General features: G+C 63.4%; 18 protein-coding genes and 1 pseudogene. 7 read left to right on the forward strand and 12 right to left on the reverse strand.

Annotated features, from left to right (window positions below; all coding sequences use genetic code 11):
* Nucleotides 1-54: 54 nt before the first annotated feature.
* From BGI01S_RS10320 to BGI01S_RS31035, 3 genes are all read right to left on the reverse strand, one after another.
* Nucleotides 55-1389 (reverse strand): glutamine synthetase family protein, encoded by a 1335-nt coding sequence (locus BGI01S_RS10320; protein WP_042324971.1) that lies wholly within the window; start codon nt 1387-1389, stop codon nt 55-57.
* A 15-nt stretch (nt 1390-1404) separates the two neighbouring features.
* Entirely contained in the window at nt 1405-2223 is an 819-nt protein-coding gene (locus BGI01S_RS10325; RefSeq protein ID WP_042324973.1) for a gamma-glutamyl-gamma-aminobutyrate hydrolase family protein, read from the reverse strand.
* Nucleotides 2224-2457: 234 nt separating this feature from the next.
* The gene (locus tag BGI01S_RS31035) at nt 2458-2661 is read right to left on the reverse strand and encodes a hypothetical protein (protein WP_084585326.1); all 204 of its coding nucleotides are present in this window, start codon (nt 2659-2661) and stop codon (nt 2458-2460) included.
* Nucleotides 2662-3099: 438 nt separating this feature from the next.
* Between BGI01S_RS31035 and BGI01S_RS10330 the strand changes: the two genes are divergently transcribed.
* Nucleotides 3100-3651 carry a cupin domain-containing protein gene (locus BGI01S_RS10330; protein WP_042324975.1) on the forward strand — a complete coding sequence of 184 codons (552 nt, stop codon included), beginning with the start codon at nt 3100-3102 and terminating at the stop codon, nt 3649-3651.
* A gap of 32 nt (nt 3652-3683) precedes the next feature.
* Here BGI01S_RS10330 and BGI01S_RS10335 read toward each other — a convergent pair whose 3' ends face one another.
* Nucleotides 3684-4712, reverse strand: coding sequence for a VTT domain-containing protein (locus BGI01S_RS10335; RefSeq protein WP_042324977.1), 1029 nt, complete (start codon nt 4710-4712; stop codon nt 3684-3686).
* 219 nt (nt 4713-4931) lie between these two features.
* On the reverse strand, nt 4932-5348 hold the full coding sequence (locus BGI01S_RS10340; RefSeq protein WP_042324979.1) for a cupin domain-containing protein: 417 nt from the start codon (nt 5346-5348) through the stop codon (nt 4932-4934).
* Nucleotides 5349-5529: 181 nt separating this feature from the next.
* Here BGI01S_RS10340 and BGI01S_RS10345 point away from each other — a divergent pair, with 181 nt between their 5' ends.
* Nucleotides 5530-6135 (forward strand): peroxidase-related enzyme, encoded by a 606-nt coding sequence (locus BGI01S_RS10345; RefSeq protein ID WP_042324981.1) that lies wholly within the window; start codon nt 5530-5532, stop codon nt 6133-6135.
* Nucleotides 6136-6220: 85 nt separating this feature from the next.
* Here the strand turns inward: BGI01S_RS10345 and BGI01S_RS10350 are convergent, their stop codons facing one another.
* Nucleotides 6221-7471: an MFS transporter gene (locus BGI01S_RS10350; protein ID WP_042324983.1), complete on the reverse strand. Its 1251-nt coding sequence runs from the start codon at nt 7469-7471 to the stop codon at nt 6221-6223.
* 108 nt (nt 7472-7579) lie between these two features.
* The gene (locus BGI01S_RS10355; protein WP_042325905.1) at nt 7580-8533 is read right to left on the reverse strand and encodes a LysR substrate-binding domain-containing protein; all 954 of its coding nucleotides are present in this window, start codon (nt 8531-8533) and stop codon (nt 7580-7582) included.
* A gap of 292 nt (nt 8534-8825) precedes the next feature.
* Between BGI01S_RS10355 and BGI01S_RS10360 the strand changes: the two genes are divergently transcribed.
* Entirely contained in the window at nt 8826-9554 is a 729-nt protein-coding gene (locus BGI01S_RS10360) for a DUF899 family protein (protein ID WP_042324984.1), read from the forward strand.
* Nucleotides 9555-9593: 39 nt separating this feature from the next.
* Here the strand turns inward: BGI01S_RS10360 and BGI01S_RS10365 are convergent.
* Nucleotides 9594-11569, reverse strand: a pseudogene (locus BGI01S_RS10365) (putative bifunctional diguanylate cyclase/phosphodiesterase).
* Between the two features lie 186 nt (nt 11570-11755).
* Nucleotides 11756-12139, reverse strand: a complete 384-nt coding sequence (locus BGI01S_RS10370) for a hypothetical protein (protein ID WP_042324986.1) — start codon at nt 12137-12139, stop codon at nt 11756-11758.
* 349 nt (nt 12140-12488) lie between these two features.
* Between BGI01S_RS10370 and BGI01S_RS10375 the strand changes: the two genes are divergently transcribed.
* The gene (locus tag BGI01S_RS10375; protein ID WP_042324988.1) at nt 12489-12767 is read left to right on the forward strand and encodes an HU family DNA-binding protein; all 279 of its coding nucleotides are present in this window, start codon (nt 12489-12491) and stop codon (nt 12765-12767) included.
* 212 nt (nt 12768-12979) lie between these two features.
* On the opposite strand, the gene BGI01S_RS10380 is transcribed toward BGI01S_RS10375, so the two are convergent.
* The 3 genes from BGI01S_RS10380 to BGI01S_RS10390 all read right to left on the reverse strand — a co-directional run bounded on the left by BGI01S_RS10380 (nt 12980) and on the right by BGI01S_RS10390 (nt 15978).
* Nucleotides 12980-14101: a 3-deoxy-7-phosphoheptulonate synthase gene (locus BGI01S_RS10380; protein ID WP_157004152.1), complete on the reverse strand. Its 1122-nt coding sequence runs from the start codon at nt 14099-14101 to the stop codon at nt 12980-12982.
* Nucleotides 14102-14266: 165 nt separating this feature from the next.
* Nucleotides 14267-15046, reverse strand: coding sequence for a DUF72 domain-containing protein (locus BGI01S_RS10385; RefSeq protein WP_157004162.1), 780 nt, complete (start codon nt 15044-15046; stop codon nt 14267-14269).
* 188 nt (nt 15047-15234) lie between these two features.
* Nucleotides 15235-15978, reverse strand: a complete 744-nt coding sequence (locus tag BGI01S_RS10390) for a TetR/AcrR family transcriptional regulator (RefSeq protein WP_042324995.1) — start codon at nt 15976-15978, stop codon at nt 15235-15237.
* A gap of 310 nt (nt 15979-16288) precedes the next feature.
* On the opposite strand from BGI01S_RS10390, the gene BGI01S_RS10395 reads away from it, so the two are divergent.
* The 3 genes from BGI01S_RS10395 (at nt 16289) to BGI01S_RS10405 (ending at nt 19987) form a co-directional block, all read left to right on the forward strand.
* On the forward strand, nt 16289-17470 hold the full coding sequence (locus tag BGI01S_RS10395; RefSeq protein WP_042324998.1) for an isovaleryl-CoA dehydrogenase: 1182 nt from the start codon (nt 16289-16291) through the stop codon (nt 17468-17470).
* Between the two features lie 92 nt (nt 17471-17562).
* Nucleotides 17563-19170: a carboxyl transferase domain-containing protein gene (locus BGI01S_RS10400; protein WP_042325000.1), complete on the forward strand. Its 1608-nt coding sequence runs from the start codon at nt 17563-17565 to the stop codon at nt 19168-19170.
* A 31-nt stretch (nt 19171-19201) separates the two neighbouring features.
* Complete coding sequence (locus BGI01S_RS10405) at nt 19202-19987, forward strand: enoyl-CoA hydratase/isomerase family protein (RefSeq protein WP_042325002.1); 786 nt, start codon at nt 19202-19204, stop codon at nt 19985-19987.
* Nucleotides 19988-20052 lie beyond the last annotated feature (65 nt).

Below are 20052 nucleotides of genomic sequence, written 5' to 3' on the forward strand. Positions count from 1 at the left end.
GCGTTTGCATTTGCGAATGACGTCGTCAAACAAGGCCTTTTGTTTATTTAAGGCTCAGACGTGCAGCAGCAAATGCCGGCGCTCCCACGAACTGATCACGCGGAAGAACGCCTCGTATTCGGTCTCTTTCAAAGCCAGGTAGGCCTTGACGAACTTCTCGCCCAGAACTTCCGCAATCGGCTCGCATGCGCCCATTAGCGTCAGGCCTTCTTCGAGATTGCGCGGCAATTGATAGGGCAGTGCGTAGCCGTCGCTGAGCAGCGGCTCGGTGGCGTCCAGTCGTTGCGTCATGCCGAGATAGCCCGCGGCGAGCGTTGCGGCAATCGCCAGGTACGGATTGCAGTCCACGCCCGGAATACGGTTCTCGATGCGGCGCGCGGCCGGTCCCGAATGTGGAATGCGGAAGCCGACCGTGCGGTTGTCGTAGCCCCACGCGACGTTGATCGGCGCGGCCATAAAGCGCGACAGACGGCGATACGAATTGATGTACGGCGCGAAGATCGGCATCAACGCGGGCGTGTATTTCTGCAAGCCGGCAATATAGCTGGTGAATTGCGTGGTCGGCTTGCCGTCCGCGCCGGTGAAAATGTTCTGGCCGGTTTCTTCGTCGATCAGGCTCTGATGCATGTGCATGGCCGAACCCGGTTCGCTTTCCATCGGCTTGGCCATGAAGGTTGCGTACATCTTGTGGCGCAGCGCCGCTTCGCGCACCGTGCGTTTGAACAGGAACACGCTGTCGGCGAGCTTCAACGGATCGCCGTGCATGAAGTTGATTTCCATCTGCGCGGCGCCGACTTCGTGAATTAGCGTGTCGACTTCCAGTTCCTGCACCTCGCAGTACTCGTAGATGTCTTCGAAGAGCGGATCGAATTCGTTGACCGCTTCGATAGAATACGACTGACGCCCGGTTTCAGGGCGACCCGTGCGGCCGATTGGCGGTTGCAGCGGCAGGTCGGGGTCCTTGTTCATGTCGACCAGGTAGAACTCCAGTTCGGGCGCGATGACCGGCTTCCAGCCTCTGGCCTTATACAGTTCGAGCACGCGGCGCAATACCCGGCGCGGCGAGATCGCGACCGGCGTGCCGTCGAAGTGAACGCAGTCGTGAATCACCTGGGCGGTCGGATCGACGGCCCACGGAATCATCCGGATGGTGCTCGCGTCGGGTACGCACACCATGTCAGGGTCGGTGACGCCGGTGAGCGAGCCGTCGTCCGGGTAGTCGCCGGTGACGGTCTGGATCATCACCGCCTGCGGCAAGCGCATGGACTCGCCGGATTCGAACTTGCTGCGCGGAATGATCTTGCCGCGCGCGACGCCCGCCATGTCCGGAATGATCGCCTCGATTTCGGTGACGCGGTGCTTCTTCAGAAATTCGTCGATGTCGTACATGATTGTTCTCTCTGTCTAGTGCGTGTGACCGGCTCGGACATGCATGGCGGCGCCTGATGCGAACGCTGCGCCGAGGCCGGCCCTGATGCGCATTCGGTCGCGGCAGGCATCGCCGAACGCACGGAAGATCGCGGTGGATAGCGCGTCGTCCGCGTGCTTCCATTCGGGGTGCCACTGCACCCCCAAAGCGAATGCGCGCGAGTGGTTCGCGCTCACCGCTTCGATCAGGCCGTCCGGCGCAATGGCCTCGATCGCGAGGCCCGCGCCCAGCCGCTCGATGCCCTGGCCGTGCAGCGAGTTCACCCGCGCTTCCTTTGCGCCGCTCGCGAGGCGCTGCAAGAGGCCGCCTTGCGTCAGCGCGATCGAATGCGACGCCGCGTATTGCGTGTCGAGGTCGTCGTGTCTGTTCTCGCGATGGTCGTTCAGGCCTGTCACCGCGTGCACGCTTTGATGCAGACTCCCGCCGCACGCCACGTTTAATTCCTGGAAGCCCCGGCAGATGGCCAGCACGGGCACGCCGGCGGCGAGCGCCGCGCGCATCAGCGGCAGCGTTGTCGCATCGCGTGCGGGGTCGTGCAGCGTGCCAGGCGCGCTCGGATGGCCGCCGTAGCGCTGCGGTTCGACGTTCGAATAGCTGCCGGTGAACAGCAGGCCGTCGACTGTCGCGAGCACGTCGTCGATGGACTGACGCTCGCCGAGCGCCGGCAGAAGCATGGCGAACGCCTGCGAGCCGTCGACGATCGCCGCAATGTATTTCTCGCCGACCACGTGCGATGGATGAGCTCCGGTCATCGTTCGGTCGGCACTAATGCCGACCAGCGGTTTGTTTCGCATAACGAAGGATGCAATGTGAGAAGCATTGAGCATGGCGCGGCGCAATCGAATGCGGCGACCGTGTGCTAAGCCGCGCGTCGTAAAGAATATGAGCCAATCGAATCGAGCCGCTTGGGCGCAGCATCGCCCACGCGGTTCACACGAAGCGAAACGTATAGGCGGCAACCAGCACCCCACACGCACACGCGCGCGAAGACCAGGTGGATCAATCGAACGGCGAAAAGGAGGGAGGCGCTACGGCAGCAGCGAGGCGACTTCGTCTGTTCGCACCGCAATGAACGCGCGTGCGCAAACGGAGTTGTGACGTCGCACTGAGCGACGCGACAGGATCGGGAAGACGGACAGGAAGCGGCTGAACGTAAGGCTGCCCTTGCTGCCGTCGGCGACGGCGCCGTCAGCGAGCGTACAACCCGCCTGACAGCGATTCCATCTCACCAAAGGGCCTCGGACTCTCACGATTACACTCGACTGGCAACGTTGAAAGTATTGAACGGCCTGCTCCAAATTCGCACGGGGCGTTTAAAGAAACAGGCCGCCGGCATGATCGTCGCGAAGCGCTGCGAATGACAACTCGCCGCGCTGCAAGTCACTTTGCGATGCTCGCTGACACTCGCGTGACGACCGCCTGACACCTAGCATATACGACCCAATAAAGCCGTCAAACCCTTTTTGGAAAAAGCATGATCGGGCTTTCCCGGTGAACTGGCTGCAATCGCCGCATTGGGAACGTTCGTTGCGGCGTTGATGATTCACGATTCGGCTCGGGTTTTCCCCAGCGGCGCAACCGTCAAAGTGAATAGAATATTCAACACTCAACGGGCGCGCGCTAACGGAGTCCCTGCGTGCCGATCTTGTTCAATCCCGGAGATCCTCGCGATGTCCATTGAAGTCGCCACCCGTTTGCAGTACATCCGCAAAAAGCATGGTCTGTCGCAGCGAGAGCTCGCGAAACGCGCGGGGGTCACCAACGGCACGATCTCGCTGATCGAGCAGAACCGCGTGAGCCCGTCGGTCGGCTCGCTGAAGAAACTGCTCGAATGTATTCCGATGAGTCTCGCCGAGTTTTTCACGCTGGAGGTCGACGCGGAACGTTCAGTAGTGTCGCGCCGCGCGGACATGCCGAATCTCGGCAACGAGTCGATCCAGTTCTATCTCGCCGGAACGGGTGTGAAAGGTCGCAGCATGGAGATTCTGCGCGGGGTCTATCAGCCGTTGTCGGACACCGGATCGCAGACGCCGGTACACGGGGGATACGAAGGCGGCGTCGTGGTCAGCGGTCAGATCGAACTGACGGTCGACGGCACGACATGGCTGCTCGACCCAGGCGACAGCTATTACTTCGAAAGCCGTCTGCCGCACCGGTTTCGCAATCCCAGCGCGGAGCATCGTTGCGAGATCGTGTCGGCCAACTCGCCGCCCACGTTCTGACGACTTCGCGCGAACGCGCCGCGCCTCGACCCTTACTCCGCCACCTGCGCCCGTACCGTGTATTCGCGCTCGCCGCTCGCGTGACCGTGATCTTCGATCATGTGGGCCATCGCCGTATTGAAGTCGGGCGGCAGGGCCTCGACCGGGTAGCCGCGCTTCTCCCACGCGTCGAGTCCACCCTTCAGCGCGCGGATGTGACGGATATTCTTGCGATGCAACTGCGCGACGATGCGCTTGGCGGTCGCCTCGTTGGGGCACACGCAGTACACGACGATCGGCCGCTTCAGCAAGGCGGGATGGATCGGGTCGGGCGAATCGAGATCCAGCGGGCGCGCGCCGGCGATCCGGTATGACTCCTTTTCGCGCACGCTGGGTGGACGCGCGTCGAGAATCAACGGCGGCTCGTTGGACTTCATCAACACGTCGAGCTGTTCCGGCGTGATACGCGTGTGAGCGAGCCAGCGTCGGAACTGCAAACGACGCACCCAGCGATACAGCAGCGCGGCCACGAAGATCGCGGCGAACGCATCGAAGATCGTGCCGCCGTTTTGCCGCACGAGCAGCACCCCTTGCACGATCTGATCGTGCAACGCGGCACCGCCGATCACCCACACGCTGGCCCACAACGTCGCGCCGACCAGATCCCACCACAGAAACACGCCGACGCTGATCGCGGTCGTGCCGAGCAGCGGCGCGGAGATCAGGCCGAGCCCGGGTAGAAATTTGGCGACGGTGAGAATCGGCGCACCGTAGCGTTCATAGGTGTTGCGCGCGACGCGCACCGTGGTGTCCAGCGACAGCGAGAAGCGCACCAGAGAGTTGAGCAGGCGCCGGCCGTACGCACGTCCGGTGAAGAACCATAGCGAGTCGGCGATCAGCGTGGCGCCGACCGCCGCGAACAGCACGTTGGCGTACGAGGTTTGTCCCATGGCGGCCATCGTGCCGCCGAAGATCAGCATCGGCGCGGCGGGAATCGGCGCGCCGAGCTGCGTGATAAGCACGCTCGCGAAAACGGCCCACACACCCAGCGAGGGTGGGATAGCAACCGGAAAATGCCACACAACCGCGCTCCTGAGAATCCAATGAAGGGAGATGAAATCGTCGCGCGCGCATTCGCGCGAACAGCGGATTTAAGCACAGGTGGCGAAAGGGCGCTGCGAGGACGGCTGAACGCTGTGAGGATTCTCGCGGGAACATGTGGCGACGGGCCGACGCGAACCGGCCCGCGCAGCGTGGCTGGTCGGTCTTTCAGCGCGGATCGGTCAGGGTGTCGCGTCGGATCACGCGTCGGTTGCCGGATCGTACGGCACGACCCGTTCGTGCTCGTCCGCATGGTTGCGCGCGACGATGGCACGCGCGGCGGTGGTGTCGTCGAGATTGAACGGCTGATGCGGCACGCCGGGCGCAATGAACAGAAAGTCTCCGGCTTCAGTAATCACGGACTCGCGCAAGCCCGGCCCGTAGCGTGTCTCGATCCGGCCTTCGAGCTGGTAGATCGCGGTTTCGTAGTCGGCGTGAAAGTGCGGTTCGGCATGGCCGCCGGGCGGCACCACGACCATGTACATCGACAAACCCGTCGAGCCCGCGGTGCCCGCGGAGATGCCGACGAAGTAGGGCAGCCGCTGGGTTGTTGCCATTTCGCGGTCGGGCCGCACCTTGACGACGAGCGCCCGCGCGTCGTGCAAAACGTTTGACATAGTCGCTCCTGCGATGGTCGCCGCCGTTGCTCGCGGTTCGGCTCACGCTCCCTGAGACTGGAAGTCTAGACGATATGAGCGTCGATATCGGACCTTGTCGAGCGTGACGAACGAGGGGCGGCCCGTTAGCCCGGTTGCTACAATCGTCGTCGTGCACAACCAGATATAACGGAGACATAGCATGGCAAATCCTCAGCCGATCAGCCGCTACCCTGTGCCGGAGCCGGGCGCATGGCCCGACGACATCCGCGCCCGCATCCTCGAAGTGCAGGAAAAGGCGGGCTTCGTGCCTAACGTGTTCCTGACGCTCGCGCATCGCCCGGACGAATTCCGCGCATTCTTCGCCTATCACGATGCGTTGATGTTGAAGGACGGTGGACTCTCCAAGGGCGAGCGCGAGATGATCGTGGTCGCCACGAGCGCGGTGAACGAGTGCCTGTATTGCGTGGTCGCGCACGGTGCGATTCTGCGCATTTACGAAAAGGCGCCCCTGCTCGCCGACCAGGTGGCCGTCAATCATCGCAAGGCGGATATCACTGCGCGGCAGAAGGCGATGCTCGACTTCGCGCTGAAGGTGTGCCGCGCCTCCGGCACGGTGGACGAGGCCGATTTTAAAACGCTGCGCGAGCACGGCTTCAGCGATGAAGACATCTGGGATATCGCTGCGATCACCGCGTTTTTCGGCCTGTCGAACCGGATGGCCAACGTGATTTCGATGCGCCCGAACGACGAGTTCTATCTGATGGGACGGGTGCCGAAAGCCGCGGCGGATACGCCGAAAAAATAGCCTCGGAGATTTGCTTCGGGTTCCGAAGCGAACCTCGATAGTTCAGCAAGTGCTCATGAGCGTGTCATCGCACGCTCCTGAGCACTCATGCCCGTGTGGGTTGCGGCAAGAGTGCAGGCATGTTCACCGTCTTGTCGTCGATCGGAAAGTGCAGCATCGCGGCGATGAGTCCCGCGACAACGGTCGCTTCCCATAGCAGCGCATACGAGCCGGTCAGATCGAACACCAGCCCTCCCAGCCACGCACCGAGAAACGAGCCGATCTGATGGCTCAGAAAGCAGATGCCGAACAGGCTGCCGAGGTGGCGCGTGCCGAACACCTTCGCGACCAGTCCGCTCGTGAGCGGGACGGTGCCGAGCCATGTCAGGCCCATCACGGCCGCGAAAATCACCACGGATGCGGCGCTTTTCGGCAACACGAAGAACGCGCCGATCGTCACGCTGCGAATCAGGTAGAGCCAGCCGAGCACGTAATGCTGCCGGAACCGGCCGCCTAGCCAGCCGCACGCCCAACTGCCCGCCATGTTGAAGAGGCCGATCAGCGCGAGCGCTGTGGCGCCGAGTCCGACCGGCATATGGCAGAGCGACAGGTACTCGGGCAGATGCGTCGCGATGAACGCCAGCTGGAATCCGCACGTGAAGAAGCCCAGCGTCAGCAGCCGGTAGCCACGATGCCGCGTCGCCAGCGTCAGCACCTCGCGAAGCGGCGCAGCGGGCGCGTCCGGTAGCGACGAGCCGCCGCGCGCGCGCCGGTCGAGCACGATGCCGAGCGGTGCGATCAGCAGCATCACGAACGCCAGCACGAACAGCGACGTGGCGACGCCGGAATTGAGGCGGATGCCTTGCACGAGCGGAATCATCAGCACCTGGCCCGCCGAGCCGCCGGCGCTCACCAGCCCCATCGCCATGCTGCGTTTTTCGGGCGTGACGATGCGGCCGATCGCGGGCAACACGACGCCGAACGTCGTGCAACTCACGCCAATGCCGACCAGCAGTCCCATGCCGACGATCAACAGCGCGCTGTTCGGCGCGACCGCCGCGATTCCGAGTCCGGCGGCGAACGTCGTCGCGCCGAAGGCGACCACCGGCGCCGAGCCGTAACGGTCCGCGGCGGCGCCCGCGAACGGTTGCGCGAAGCCCCACACCAGGTTGTGCAGCGCGATCGCGAACGCGATCTGCGTGACCGGCAAGCCACGGTCGAACGAGAATGGGCCGATGAAGAGGCCGAAGGTTTGGCGGATGCCCATCGCGGCGCTCAGAATCAGCGCGCCGGCGAGTATCACGAGCGTCGTTGTGTTGAAGGCGGGGACGAAGCGTTTGCTGTTGGCGGTCGACATGGTTCTGATCTCCTTCGACACTATGGTCGCAGCGAGCGTCAGACGCGGCAAAAGAAAAGATTTCGCCGACAGGTGAGCGCGGCTCACCTGTGCGGAGTCGCGTGAGGTTCAGGCCGAAGCGTGGGTCGCGCGCGGGTCGTCGGCATTGACCTCGGCGAGCGGGTCGAACTGTCCGGCCTCGCTGACGAGCCAGCGTTTGAAGTCGAGCAGTTCCGGCCGACGCTGCGCGCTTTCCGTACTTTCCGCGCTCACGAGCCAGTACGCGCCCGCCGAGTCGATGGTAGGGGAGCACGCCTCGACGAGCGTGCCGCTAGCCAGCTCGCCGTCGACCAACGGCCGTCTGCCGAGCGCGATGCCGAGACCCATCGCGGCCGCTTCGAATGCGAGCTGGATCGTGTCGACGCGTAAGCCGCCACTGAGGTCAAAACCGTCGGCGCCGCTCGCGTCGAGCCATGCCTGCCAGTCTTCGCTTGCGGCATTCACGTGAATCAGCGTCGCGCGGTTGACTTCGAGGTTGCCGTGTTCGTCGCGCAAGCAGTGCAGATACGCGGGGCTGCATACCGGCACGAAGCGTTCGCCGAACAGACGCGTCCACGCGGTGCCCGCCACCGGCGAGCGGCTCAGGCGAATCGCGAAATCGAAGCCGTCGACCGGAAAGCCGACCTGGCGATGCGAGGTGTCGACGCTCACGTTCACCTTCGGCCAGCGCGCGCGAAAACTTGCGAGGCGCGGTAGCAGCCAGCGCGACGCGAAGGTCGGCGCGCAGCTCAGCGCGATCGGACGATCCGCGCGATGATTCGGCAGACGCTGCGTGCCGATCGCGATCAGCGAAAACGCTTCGGAGACGTACGACAGATAATCCGCGCCCGTCGCCGTCAGCGAAATGCCGCGCGGTTCGCGCACGAACAGTTCGACGCCGAGCGCCTGTTCGAGGCCGACGATGCCGTGGCTGACGGCGCTCGGCGTGACGTTCAGTTCCGCGGCGGCGAGCTTGAAACTCTGATGCCTGCCGGCCGCTTCGAAGAAGCGAAGCGCGGGCAGAGGTGGCAGACGAAGCGGCATGTTGTGCATCCCCAGGGACGATGCGCGGCGGGCCGTGACGGTGGCCCCGGCGCGCCTGTGCTGTTTGGCGCAAGCATACCTTGCCGGGCGGCTGGGGGTTGCGGTAGCCATAGCGTTTACAACCGGCGTGACGTGGTGATTTCGGCGAAGCCGTCTACGGCATCCGGGAAATTTTTTCGGCTCGGCTGTCGTCCGGTTGTCGATTTCCCGTCGCGCCATTCGTCGTGATCATATGGAGGACGATAGAGCACGACAACGCGCCCTTCATCCCTTTTCGCACAAGGAGAGGCTAATGACTGATGTACACGCATCCTCGCAAACGCTCAAGCCGGCCCGGCAACTGGCCGAACAGCCGCCGCGCTTTCCCGGCGAGAGCGCCGCCTATCGCCGCGCGCGCAACGAGCTGCTAGCCGAGGAGATCGAATTGCGCCGCCATATCGAACGGGTCGCGGTGCAGCGCCGCGCGCTGCCGCCCGGCGGCGTCGTGCCGGAGGATTATCGTTTCGAAGGCGAAGCGGGCCCGGTGACACTTGCGCAGATGTTCGGCGATCACGACACGCTCGTCACCTACAACTGGATGTTCGGCCCGCAGCGCGCGCGGCCTTGTCCAATGTGCACATCGCTGCTGAGCGCTTACGACGGCGAGATGCCCGATATCCTGCAACGCGTCGCGTTCGCGGTGATCGGTCGCGCGCCGATCGAGAAGCTGGTCGCGTTCAAGAAGGAACGGGGCTGGCGGCATCTGCGGTTGTACTCGTCGGGCGGCAACACGTTCAATCGCGATTACGCGGCCGAAGATCCGAGTGGCGACGACAATCCCGCGCTCAATGTGTTCACGCGTTCGGATGGCATAGTGCGGCACTTCTGGGCCGAGGAGATGGGACCGGCGACAGCGGACCCCGGTCAGGATCCGCGCGGCGCACCCGATCCGATGCCGCTGTGGACGATCCTCGACATGACGCCGGGCGGCCGTGGCAGCGATTGGTATCCGAAGCTGGAATACCCGGGCACGCCGCGTTGAGCGCAGGGTTGCAGGGCGATGTTGCGTGAGGTCGTGTGACTACCGCTGCGCCCCCACCTCATCGACCTCTCCCGTTGCCGCTTGCAGATAAGCGGCAACGGCGCATGCGCGCATCGGCTGGCTGAACAGATAGCCCTGCACCGCGCGAGCGCCGAGCGCCTTCACGACCTCGGCCTGCGCTGTCGTTTCGAGTCCTTCCACCACGCATTCGAGACCGAGGTTCTTGCACAGGTCGAGGACCGATTTGACGATCTTTTTCGATGCGCTGTTCGAATCCACGTCGGTCACGAAGCTGCGGTCGATCTTGATCGTGTCGAACGGCAGACGATGCACGTAGCTCAGACTCGAATAGCCGGTGCCGAAGTCGTCGAGCGATACGCGGCAGCCGGCCTGCTTGATCATCGTCAGCGCGCTGCGGGCCTGTTCGAAATCGCGCGTCACGGCGGTTTCCGTAATCTCGAACGACACGCGATGCGGCGGCACGCCGCTCGCCGACACGATATCGATCAGGCGGCGCGCGCGCGCCGATGTCGAGATGTCGATCGCGGACAGATTGAACGACAGAAACAGATCGCACGGCCAGCGCGACACTTCGTCGAGCGCTTTGTGCAACAACACCTCGGTGATGTGCAAAATCAGTTCGGTGCGCTCCGCGATGCGGATGAACTCTTCCGGCCTGACCACGCCGAGCCGCGCGTTATGCCAGCGCCCGAGCGCTTCCAGACCGATGGGGCGCTGGGCCAGCAGATCGTAGATCGGCTGGAACTCGAGGAACAGTTCCGCTTCGAGGTCGGCGTGACGCAGTTCCTGGGTCACGAGGCTCGAACGCCGGATACGCGTTTCGTGTTCGGTCGAGAAGATCACCGGCTTGCCGCGGCGGCTTTCCTTGCCGAAATACAACGCGGCGTCTGCGCGTTCGAACACCTGCGCGACCGTCGTGCCGGCTTCGGGAAACGCGGCCCAGCCGATCGTGCCCGACAGCTCGGCAATATTGCCCGCCACGCGATATGGCGCACTCAGCGCATCGCAAATGCGCTGGCCCAATTCGACGAGCGCGTCGTCGGATAGCTTGTGCTGCACGAGTACGCCGAATTCGTCGCCGCCCAGACGCGCGAAGAACAGGCCCGGCTCAGCTTGCGCAAGCAGACGCAAGCCGACTTCCTGAAGCACGAGGTCGCCGCTCGCGTGGCCATAGACGTCGTTGACCTGCTTGAAGCCGTCGAGATCGATCAATCCCACATTGAAGCCGCTGCCGGTGACGAGCGACTGTTCCGACATGGCGCGCAACGACGCGAAGAAACTGCGGCGGTTCGGCAGATCGGTAAGACTGTCGATGCTCGCGAGCCGGAAGTTTTCGTCGCTCAGGCGTTGGGTTTTCTGCTGGCTTGCCTGCAACTCGCGCTGCGCGTGCACCACGTCGGCGAAGGTCTGGTAGTAGAGCTGGATGATCACGGCGAGCGCGACGCCCACCAGCGTCATGTCGATCGCCATCGCGATAAACACCGGGTAGCCGGTGAAAACGAGGAAAGTCGAAAAGCTTAGGATGACGATGGAAAGCAGCAGCAGCGCGGCCGTACGCAGGTGCATCAGGCAGAACACGCAGCCGACCAGCGTGGTCGCCATGTAGAACGCGACCTGAGCCTGCTCGAAGGCGGTGCCGTACGGAAACAGCAGCAGCGACCACGCGCTGAACGCGGCGCCGAACAGGCCGGCGAGCCACGTCAGCTGGCACAGTTCGCGCACGGACCTGTCGTGGCTGAGCACACGATGCCGCACCCGCCACCAGCGGATGCAGCGCACGACGCACAGCGCGCAAAGCGCGGCGGGCACATAGATGGACAACCACGCGCGGGCGCGCTGCGCCAATGCGTGACCGCGACGGCCGTCGTGTTGACCAGCAGAATGAAATAGAGAAGGGGTATCTGGCGGCTGAACGCCCGAAGCTGCGAGCACGCGAGCTCGGGGTCGCCTTCCGCGACCCACAGCGCTTCCTTCAATCTGGCTAGCCGAACCATTCCCCTTCCCTTTAACGTTTGCGCCGCGCTCGCAGCTTTGTATATCGGCACTGCGGGTGGGACCTTGAGAGCCTTTCAACGGGAAATAAATAGCGCGCCGCGCAAGCGGTAAGTCCGACCTGCCGCGAGTGGGATCGAGTCATTTATGCCGCGAACATAGCCGGCCTTATGCGTGTTTTTACCGATTCAAAGCATCGGGCACGACAACACGCGTTGAGGAGGAGCCGTTATACCGGGTTCGCCATTTGTGGCCGGCGTGCCTTGAGGCGGAGTGGAGACGAGGCGGACCGTGTTCTCGCCCGCGTTGGCCAGCACGTATTTTTCGGGGCTGTTGGCGGGCTGCCAGTACGCGCGGAACATGCCGCCGTCGCCGAAGATCAGCAGCTTGCCATGGACCGTTTTCGCGCCGCTGACCAGATCGACGGGTTCACCGTCGCGCATCTGAAAGCCTTGAGACGAAGTGGAAGCGGTGGCGCCGACCAGCGTAGCGCAGCCTTTGTCGTCGGCAGCGAAGGCCGTGCATGAGAGCGCGGCGAGCAGCACGCCTGTTGCTATATGGCGAAATTTCATTTTTTATTTCCTCCCGGATTCTTAAATCGCGCGAGCGTCGCACGTGCCATCCCGAATCTCTGCGATCCACCATAACATAGTAAAAATGCTTGCTGATGGCCCGTTACGCGCGGTTAAAGCACTGAAATTGCAACGGATTGTGATGCGTCGCAAACGCGACGAACGCGCAAGAAGCCCGTAAGCGCGCGATTCTTATGGCACTTTGCAACGAAAAATCGTCAAATTGGCTCTGGGCGGGTGATACAAGCCTTACACGAAGGTTTGCGCGAATGCGCGCCTATGCGTTAGTGTGTCGGTCCCGGCGCGACAGATGTGGCGCCGGTTCCATGATTACCATACGGGAAGTGCTATGAACAAACAGGAACTGATTGATGCAGTCGCCGCAGCGACGGGCGAAAGCAAAGCGGCCACCGGCCAAACCATCGACGCAATCGTCGAAGCGGTGACCAAAGCCGTGGTGAGCGGCGATACGGTGCAACTGGTCGGTTTCGGTTCTTTCTCGACTGGCGCGCGCGCAGCACGCGTCGGCCGCAATCCGTCGACGGGTGCCGAGATCCAGATCGCCGCTGCCAAGACGGTGAAATTCACCGCCGGCAAGGCATTCAAGGAAGCTGTCAACGCGTCGTAATGCAACGCGCTTCACGCCGGAGCATCCGCGTGCGCCGAGCAGCGTGCTGTGACGCGTGCGGCGAGCCATGTATCGGGCGTGAAGAATCACGCGCTGCCCAACCCCCTCAAGCTGCACCGAACGGCGGCTGGTGCGGCGCGTGTGCCTGCGTTGCCATGCTGAGTCAGTCATGCTGAGTCGCCACGATTAGCGACTCATGGCGCGCCTGGCGTTTAACCCGCCGCGCGACGCTTGCGGGTAGCGTCGGCGAGCGTGTCCAGCACCGGCTCGGTTTGCGCCCAGCTCACGCAGGCATCCGTAATCGACACACCGTAACGCAACGGCACTCCGGCCTTCAGATCCTGACGGCCTTCTTCCAGGTGACTCTCCAGCATGACGCCGATAATGCGGCGCTCGCGCTGCGTCAGTTGCCGCGCCAGATCCTGCACCACCTCCAGTTGACGCAAATGCGATTTGCCCGAGTTCGCATGCGAGCAATCGATCATGACCTGCTCGCGCAGACCCGCTGAACGCAGCGATGCGCAGGTGGCTTCCACCGACGCGCTGTCGTAGTTCGGCCCCGTCTTGCCGCCGCGCAGAATCACATGCGCGTCGTCGTTGCCGCGCGTTTCGAAGATTGCGGCCATGCCCATTTTCGTCATGCCCATGAACGCGTGGCTCGCGCGCGCCGCGACGATCGCGTCCGCTGCGACCTGCACGCCGCCGTCGGTGCCGTTTTTGAAACCGATCGGGCAACTGAGCCCCGACGCGAGTTGCCGATGACTCTGGCTCTCCGTCGTGCGCGCGCCGATGGCGCCCCACGCGATCAGATCGGCGATGTATTGCGGACTCAGCAAGTCGAGAAATTCGGTGGCCGTGGCCAGACCCAGGCCGTTGATGTCGAGCAGCAATTGCCGCGCGAGACGCAGGCCTTCGTTGATGCGGAAACTGCCGTCCAGACGCGGATCGTTGATATAGCCTTTCCACCCGACCGTGGTGCGCGGCTTCTCGAAGTACACGCGCATCACGATCAGCAGATCGTTTTTGTAGGCGTCGGCGGCGGCCTTGAGCTTGCGCGCGTATTCGATCGCCTGGTCGTGATCGTGAATCGAACACGGGCCGACGATCAACACGAGCCGGTCGTCGCGGCCATGCAGAATGTCGGCGATTTCCGCGCGTGTTTTTTCGACGAGCGTCTGCACGGCGGGCGGCACCGGCAGTTCGTCCTGCAGCAGTGCAGGGGAAATCAACGGACGTACCGCGCCGATGCGCACGTCGTCGATGCGCGTGGTGTCCTGGGTGGCGTCGGCCGAGCCGACTTCCTGATCGTGCAAAGGATTGTCGAGGGCGCTCAAAATATTCTCCCGGGCCTGATGATGAGGCGGCATGGCCACCTGAAATGCGCGCGTGCCGGCGATTTCGGGTGGACGCCGCGCTGGGGTTATGTTGTTTGTGTCGGTTCGCGTGGATCCGCTGGCGCGATTATGACACCCGCCTGCCGCAGCCGGGACTGCGGCAGATCAGAGTTTCCCGATCAACGCCATCGCGGCGGCCGGATTGCGCTCCTTGAAGCCGCTGATAACGTACAGGTAGACGTCGTGCGCGGCGGCTTTGGCGGGCGGCTCGGCGCAGGTTTCCAGATCGTCCGGCGTGCTGCCGGCGGCGAGCTGACGCGCGCGTTCGGCCCACGTGTCGAGTGCTTTCGCCGAATAGCCTTTGGCCTGCTTGTCCGTCGTGCCCATGATGCGGGCGTATACGAAAGGCGCGGTGAGGTCGGCGATTTGCGGATACTCGCTGTCGCCGGCGAGCACGATCGCGACTTTGTACTTTCTCGCGAGCGCGACGAATTCCGGCGACTTGAACGTGTCGTTGCGGACTTCGACCGCGTGCCTGAGCTTCTGGCCTTCGATGCTCTCAGGCAGCAGTTTCAGAAAGGCTTCGAAATCTTCGTGGTCGAACTTCTTGGTCGGCGCGAATTGCCAGTTGATCGCGCCGAGCTTCTGTTTGAGCAGCAGCACACCGCTCGCAAAGAAGCGCTCGATCGTTTCGCCCGCTTCCGCAAGCACTTTTCTGTTGGTCGCGTAGCGAGGCGCCTTCAGCGAGAAGACGAAATCGTCCGGTGTCTCCTGATACCACTTCTCGTAACTCGACGGTTTCTGCGAACCGTAAAAGGTGCCGTTGATTTCTATCGACGTGAGGTTCCGGCTCGCGTATTCGAGTTCGCGGGCCTGCGTGAGGTCTTCGGGGTAGAAGGTGCCGCGCCACGGCGCGTAGGTCCACCCGCCGATGCCGACTCTGATATTCGCGGCCTTGGTGGCCTTGCCGGATTTCGCGGACCCCGCGGGCTTTGCGGTCTTTGTGCCCTTGGCACTCGTTGCACTCTTTGCTTCAGCCACCTGGATTCTCCTTCTGGCGACGGCCGGGGGGAAGCAGTAGATTAAGCTCTTTTTGCCCGGCGCACAGACGCGAAGAATCGTAAGTGCCAGCACTATGCGTCGCCTGGCGCAGTCGGCGCACGTCGTGCCGCCTCTTCGAAGCGCCGGTTCGCTTCCGCCACCTCGACCCTGAACTGCTGCAATGCGCTCACCGCGAGATCCGGCGGCGTGAGTGCGGTCCACAACACGTCGATCAGACGATCCGCGGTCGCGTCGATATCGATCTGCCGGTTCGTCAGCGTGGCGTCCCACAGCACGTGTTCCATCGGCCCGAACACCATCGAACGCAATAGACGCAGCGGCATGTCGGCGCGAATCTGCCCGCTCTGCTGACCTTGGGCCAGCACGCGCATCAACGGCGCGGTGTAGCGGCGCTGCAGTTCGGTCAGCGCCTCGCTCAACTCGTGATGACGCGCGCGTCCCTCCGACAGCACCAGCGCGCAAAGATCGGTGCCGTTCACCAGCATCAGCCGCAAATGCGTGCGCACGATGAACGCGAACTGCTGGCGCACGTTGCCGTCGCGCGGCAGGCCGGATTCGATCGCTTCGATAATCTCGTCGTACCAGTCGCCGATCACGCGTGCGCACAGCTCGCGCTTGCCGCGGAAATAGCTGAACACGGTCGCCTCCGAAATACCGAGGCGCTGCGCGATCTCCGCGGTCGTCGCGCGCTCGTAGCCTTTCTCGGAGAACACGTCGCGCCCCGCCTGCAGAATCTCCTTCACGCGTTGCTGCGACTTCCGTCCGGCCGGCTGGCGACGCGACACAGGTAGCTCGGCCTTGTTGGCAACCGTCATATGAGTCTAGTTCAGATTTGCGGCTCAAGGCGAGCCGGATGAGAGAGCGCAGTGCGCCCGATGACGGCGATCCTATCACGGAAGGGCCCGCATGGAGCGGGTCCGGAGATTTTCTGAGTAACACTCAAAAATACCTATTGACGCTTACGTCAATCTGGCGTGAAATGCGCGTTGAAACTAGCGAGTCACGTGCAGAACGGCGGTGGCGGCCCGCAGGCCCCGGACCTCCGCCATCCGGCACCGAACCGCCCCGGACCTGCCGGCGCCCCATGCGGCAAGGCCGGCCGCCAACGAACTCTGGAGACAAGCAATGCCCAACCTGCCCGGTTTGCAGTTCCCGCTCGGCGAAGAAATCGAAATGCTGCGCGACAGCATCGCGGGATTCGCCGCCAAGGAAATCGCCCCGCGCGCCGCGGAAATCGATCGCACGGATCAATTCCCGATGGACCTGTGGCGCAAGTTCGGCGATCTCGGCGTGCTCGGCATGACGGTGTCGGAGGAATACGGCGGCGCGAACATGGGCTACACCGCGCACATGATTGCGATGGAAGAGATCTCGCGCGCGTCGGCGTCGGTCGGTCTGTCGTACGGCGCGCATTCGAATCTGTGCGTGAACCAGATTCACCGCAACGGCACGACAGAGCAGAAGCAGAAATACCTGCCGAAGCTCGTCTCCGGCGAACACGTCGGTGCACTCGCGATGAGCGAGCCGAACGCGGGCTCGGATGTGGTCAGCATGAAGTTGCGCGCGGAGAAGAAGGGCGACCGCTACGTGCTCAACGGCACCAAGATGTGGATCACCAACGGCCCGGATTGCGACACCCTCGTGGTCTATGCGAAGACCGATCCTGAAGCGAATTCGCGTGGCATTACCGCGTTTATCGTCGAGAAGGGCATGAAAGGCTTTTCGGTCGCGCAGAAGCTCGACAAGCTCGGCATGCGTGGCTCGCATACCGGCGAACTGGTGTTCGAGAACGTCGAAGTGCCGGAAGAAAATATTCTCGGTGAGTTGAACGGCGGCGTGAAGGTGCTGATGAGCGGCCTCGACTACGAGCGCGCAGTGCTCGCGGGCGGCCCGACCGGCATCATGGTCGCGGTGATGGACGCGGTCGTGCCGTATATCCACGACCGCAAGCAGTTCGGCCAGTCGATCGGCGAATTCCAGCTGATTCAGGGCAAGGTGGCCGATCTGTACACCACGTTGCAGGCGTGCCGCGCGTATCTGTACGCGGTGGGCCGTCAACTCGACACGCTCGGCAACGAGCACGTGCGTCACCTGCGCAAGGACTGCGCCGGCGTGATTCTCTACACCGCGGAGAAGGCCACATGGATGGCCGGCGAAGCGATCCAGATTCTCGGCGGCAACGGTTATATCAACGAGTATCCGGTCGGGCGTTTGTGGCGCGACGCGAAGCTCTATGAGATCGGCGCGGGCACGAGTGAGATCCGTCGGATGCTGATTGGGCGCGAGCTGTTTGCCGAAACGCTTTGACGTGCGGCGATGTGTTGCGCTGTACATCGCGCGTTGAGAACCGGCCTCTATAAAAAGCGGCGAACCAATTACTTTGCATGGGAAGCGACTTCATGCCGATCATCGAATCAAAGCTGAATCCGCGCTCGGAAGACTTTCGCGCCAACGCGGCGGCGCTCGAAGCGCTGGTTGCCGATCTGCGCGCGAAGGTCGACAGGCTCGCGCTGGGCGGCGGCCAGGCGGCACGCGACAAACACACGGGGCGCGGCAAACTGTTGCCGCGCGATCGCATCGAGAAACTGCTCGATCCGGGCACGCCGTTTCTCGAGTTCTCGCAACTCGCCGCGTTCAACATGTATCACAACGATGCGCCGGGCGCGGGCGTGATCACCGGCATCGGCCGGATCGCGGGGCAGGAGTGCGTGATCGTCTGCAACGACGCGACGGTCAAGGGCGGCACCTACTATCCGGTCACCGTGAAGAAGCATGTGCGGGCTCAGGAAATCGCGGCGGAAAATCATTTGCCCTGCGTGTATCTGGTCGACTCGGGCGGCGCGAATCTGCCGAATCAGGACGACGTGTTCCCCGATCGCGATCACTTCGGCCGCATCTTCTACAACCAGGCGAATCTGTCGGCGGCGGGCATTCCGCAGATCGCCGTCGTGATGGGTTCGTGCACGGCGGGCGGCGCGTATGTGCCGGCGATGAGCGACGAGTCGATCATCGTGAAGAATCAGGGGACCATTTTCCTCGGCGGCCCGCCGCTCGTGAAAGCCGCGACCGGCGAAGTGGTGAGCGCGGAAGACCTCGGCGGCGGCGACGTGCATACGCGTCTGTCGGGCGTGGTCGATCATCTCGCGCAGAACGACGCGCACGCGTTGGGGATTGCGCGCAGTATCGTCGGCAATCTGAATCGCACGAAGCAGGCGGCGCTCGCGTTGCAGGAACCGAAGCCGCCGCGCTACGACGTGAAGAGCATGTATGGCGTGATTCCCGTCGACACACGCAAGCCGTTCGATATTCGCGAGGTGATCGCGCGCGTCGTCGACGACTCCGCGTTCGACGAGTTCAAGGCGCGCTACGGCACCACGCTCGTGTGTGGCTTCGCGCATATCTGGGGACATCCGGTCGGGATCATCGCGAATAACGGCATTCTGTTTTCGGAGTCGGCGTTGAAGGGCGCGCACTTTATCGAGCTGTGCTGCCAGCGCAAGATTCCGCTGGTGTTCCTGCAGAACATCACCGGCTTCATGGTAGGCCGTAAATACGAAAACGAAGGCATCGCGCGCAACGGCGCGAAGATGGTGACGGCAGTTGCAACCGCGAAGGTGCCGAAGTTCACGGTGATCATCGGCGGCTCGTTCGGCGCGGGCAACTACGGCATGTGCGGCCGCGCGTATTCGCCGCGTTTCCTGTGGATGTGGCCGAACGCGCGCATCTCGGTGATGGGCGGCGAACAGGCGGCGTCGGTGCTGGCCACGGTCAAGCGCGACGGTATCGAAGGTAAGGACGGCGCGTGGAGTGCGGAAGAAGAAGAGGCGTTCAAGCAGCCGATTCGCGACCAGTACGAACATCAGGGCCACCCGTATTACGCGAGCGCGCGTCTGTGGGACGACGGCGTGATCGACCCGGCGCAAACGCGCGACGTGCTCGGACTCGGCTTATCGGCCAGCATGAACGCGCCGATCGAAGACACGCGTTTCGGCGTGTTCAGAATGTGACGATGCGCGACGAAGCGCAGGAGCTGCGACGATGCAATACGAAACACTGACTCTGCAAATAGCCGGACAGGTCGCGACCGTCACGCTGAACCGGCCGGACGTACGCAACGCATTCAACGAAACGATGATCGCCGAAGTCACCTCGGCGTTCACGGCGCTGAACACGCGCGACGACGTGCGCGCGGTGGTGCTTGCCGCGAACGGCAAGGCGTTCTGCGCAGGTGCCGATCTGAACTGGATGAAGAAGATGGCCGGCTACTCCGACGAGGAGAACCGCGCCGACGCGATGCTGCTCGCGAACATGCTGTCTTCGGTGTATCGCTGCAACAAGCCGGTGATTGCACGCGTGAACGGCGACGCGTACGCGGGTGGCATGGGCCTGATCGCCGCGTGCGATATCGTGGTCGCCGTGCAAGGCGCGCGCTTCTGCCTGTCCGAAGCGCGGCTCGGCCTGATCCCGGCGACCATCGCGCCCTATGTGATCCGCGCGTTGGGCGAGCAGGCGTCGCGCCGCTATTTCGTCAGCGCCGAAGCGTTCGATTGCGCGACGGCGTTGCGCCTCGGCTTCGTCAGCGAAGCGGTCGACGCAGAACAACTCGACGCCACCGTCGCGCAGCTTGCGCAGACGCTCTGCGCGAACGGCCCGCAAGCGGTGCGCGCGTGCAAGCAGCTCGTGCAGGACATCGCCGGCCACGAACTGAATGACGCGCTGATCGAAGACACGGCGGCGCGCATCGCGCGCACGCGCGCCGGCGCGGAAGGGCGCGAAGGCGTCGCGTCGTTCCTCGAAAAACGCACGCCGGCCTGGCGCAACTGACGCGCAAGCTACGCACATTTGCAGCGCGCGAGCAGCGCGTCGACCAGAACAACTGCCACGAACGA

Origin of the sequence: Paraburkholderia ginsengisoli NBRC 100965 (assembly GCF_000739735.1) — a bacterium.
GTDB classification, from domain to species: domain Bacteria; phylum Pseudomonadota; class Gammaproteobacteria; order Burkholderiales; family Burkholderiaceae; genus Paraburkholderia; species Paraburkholderia ginsengisoli.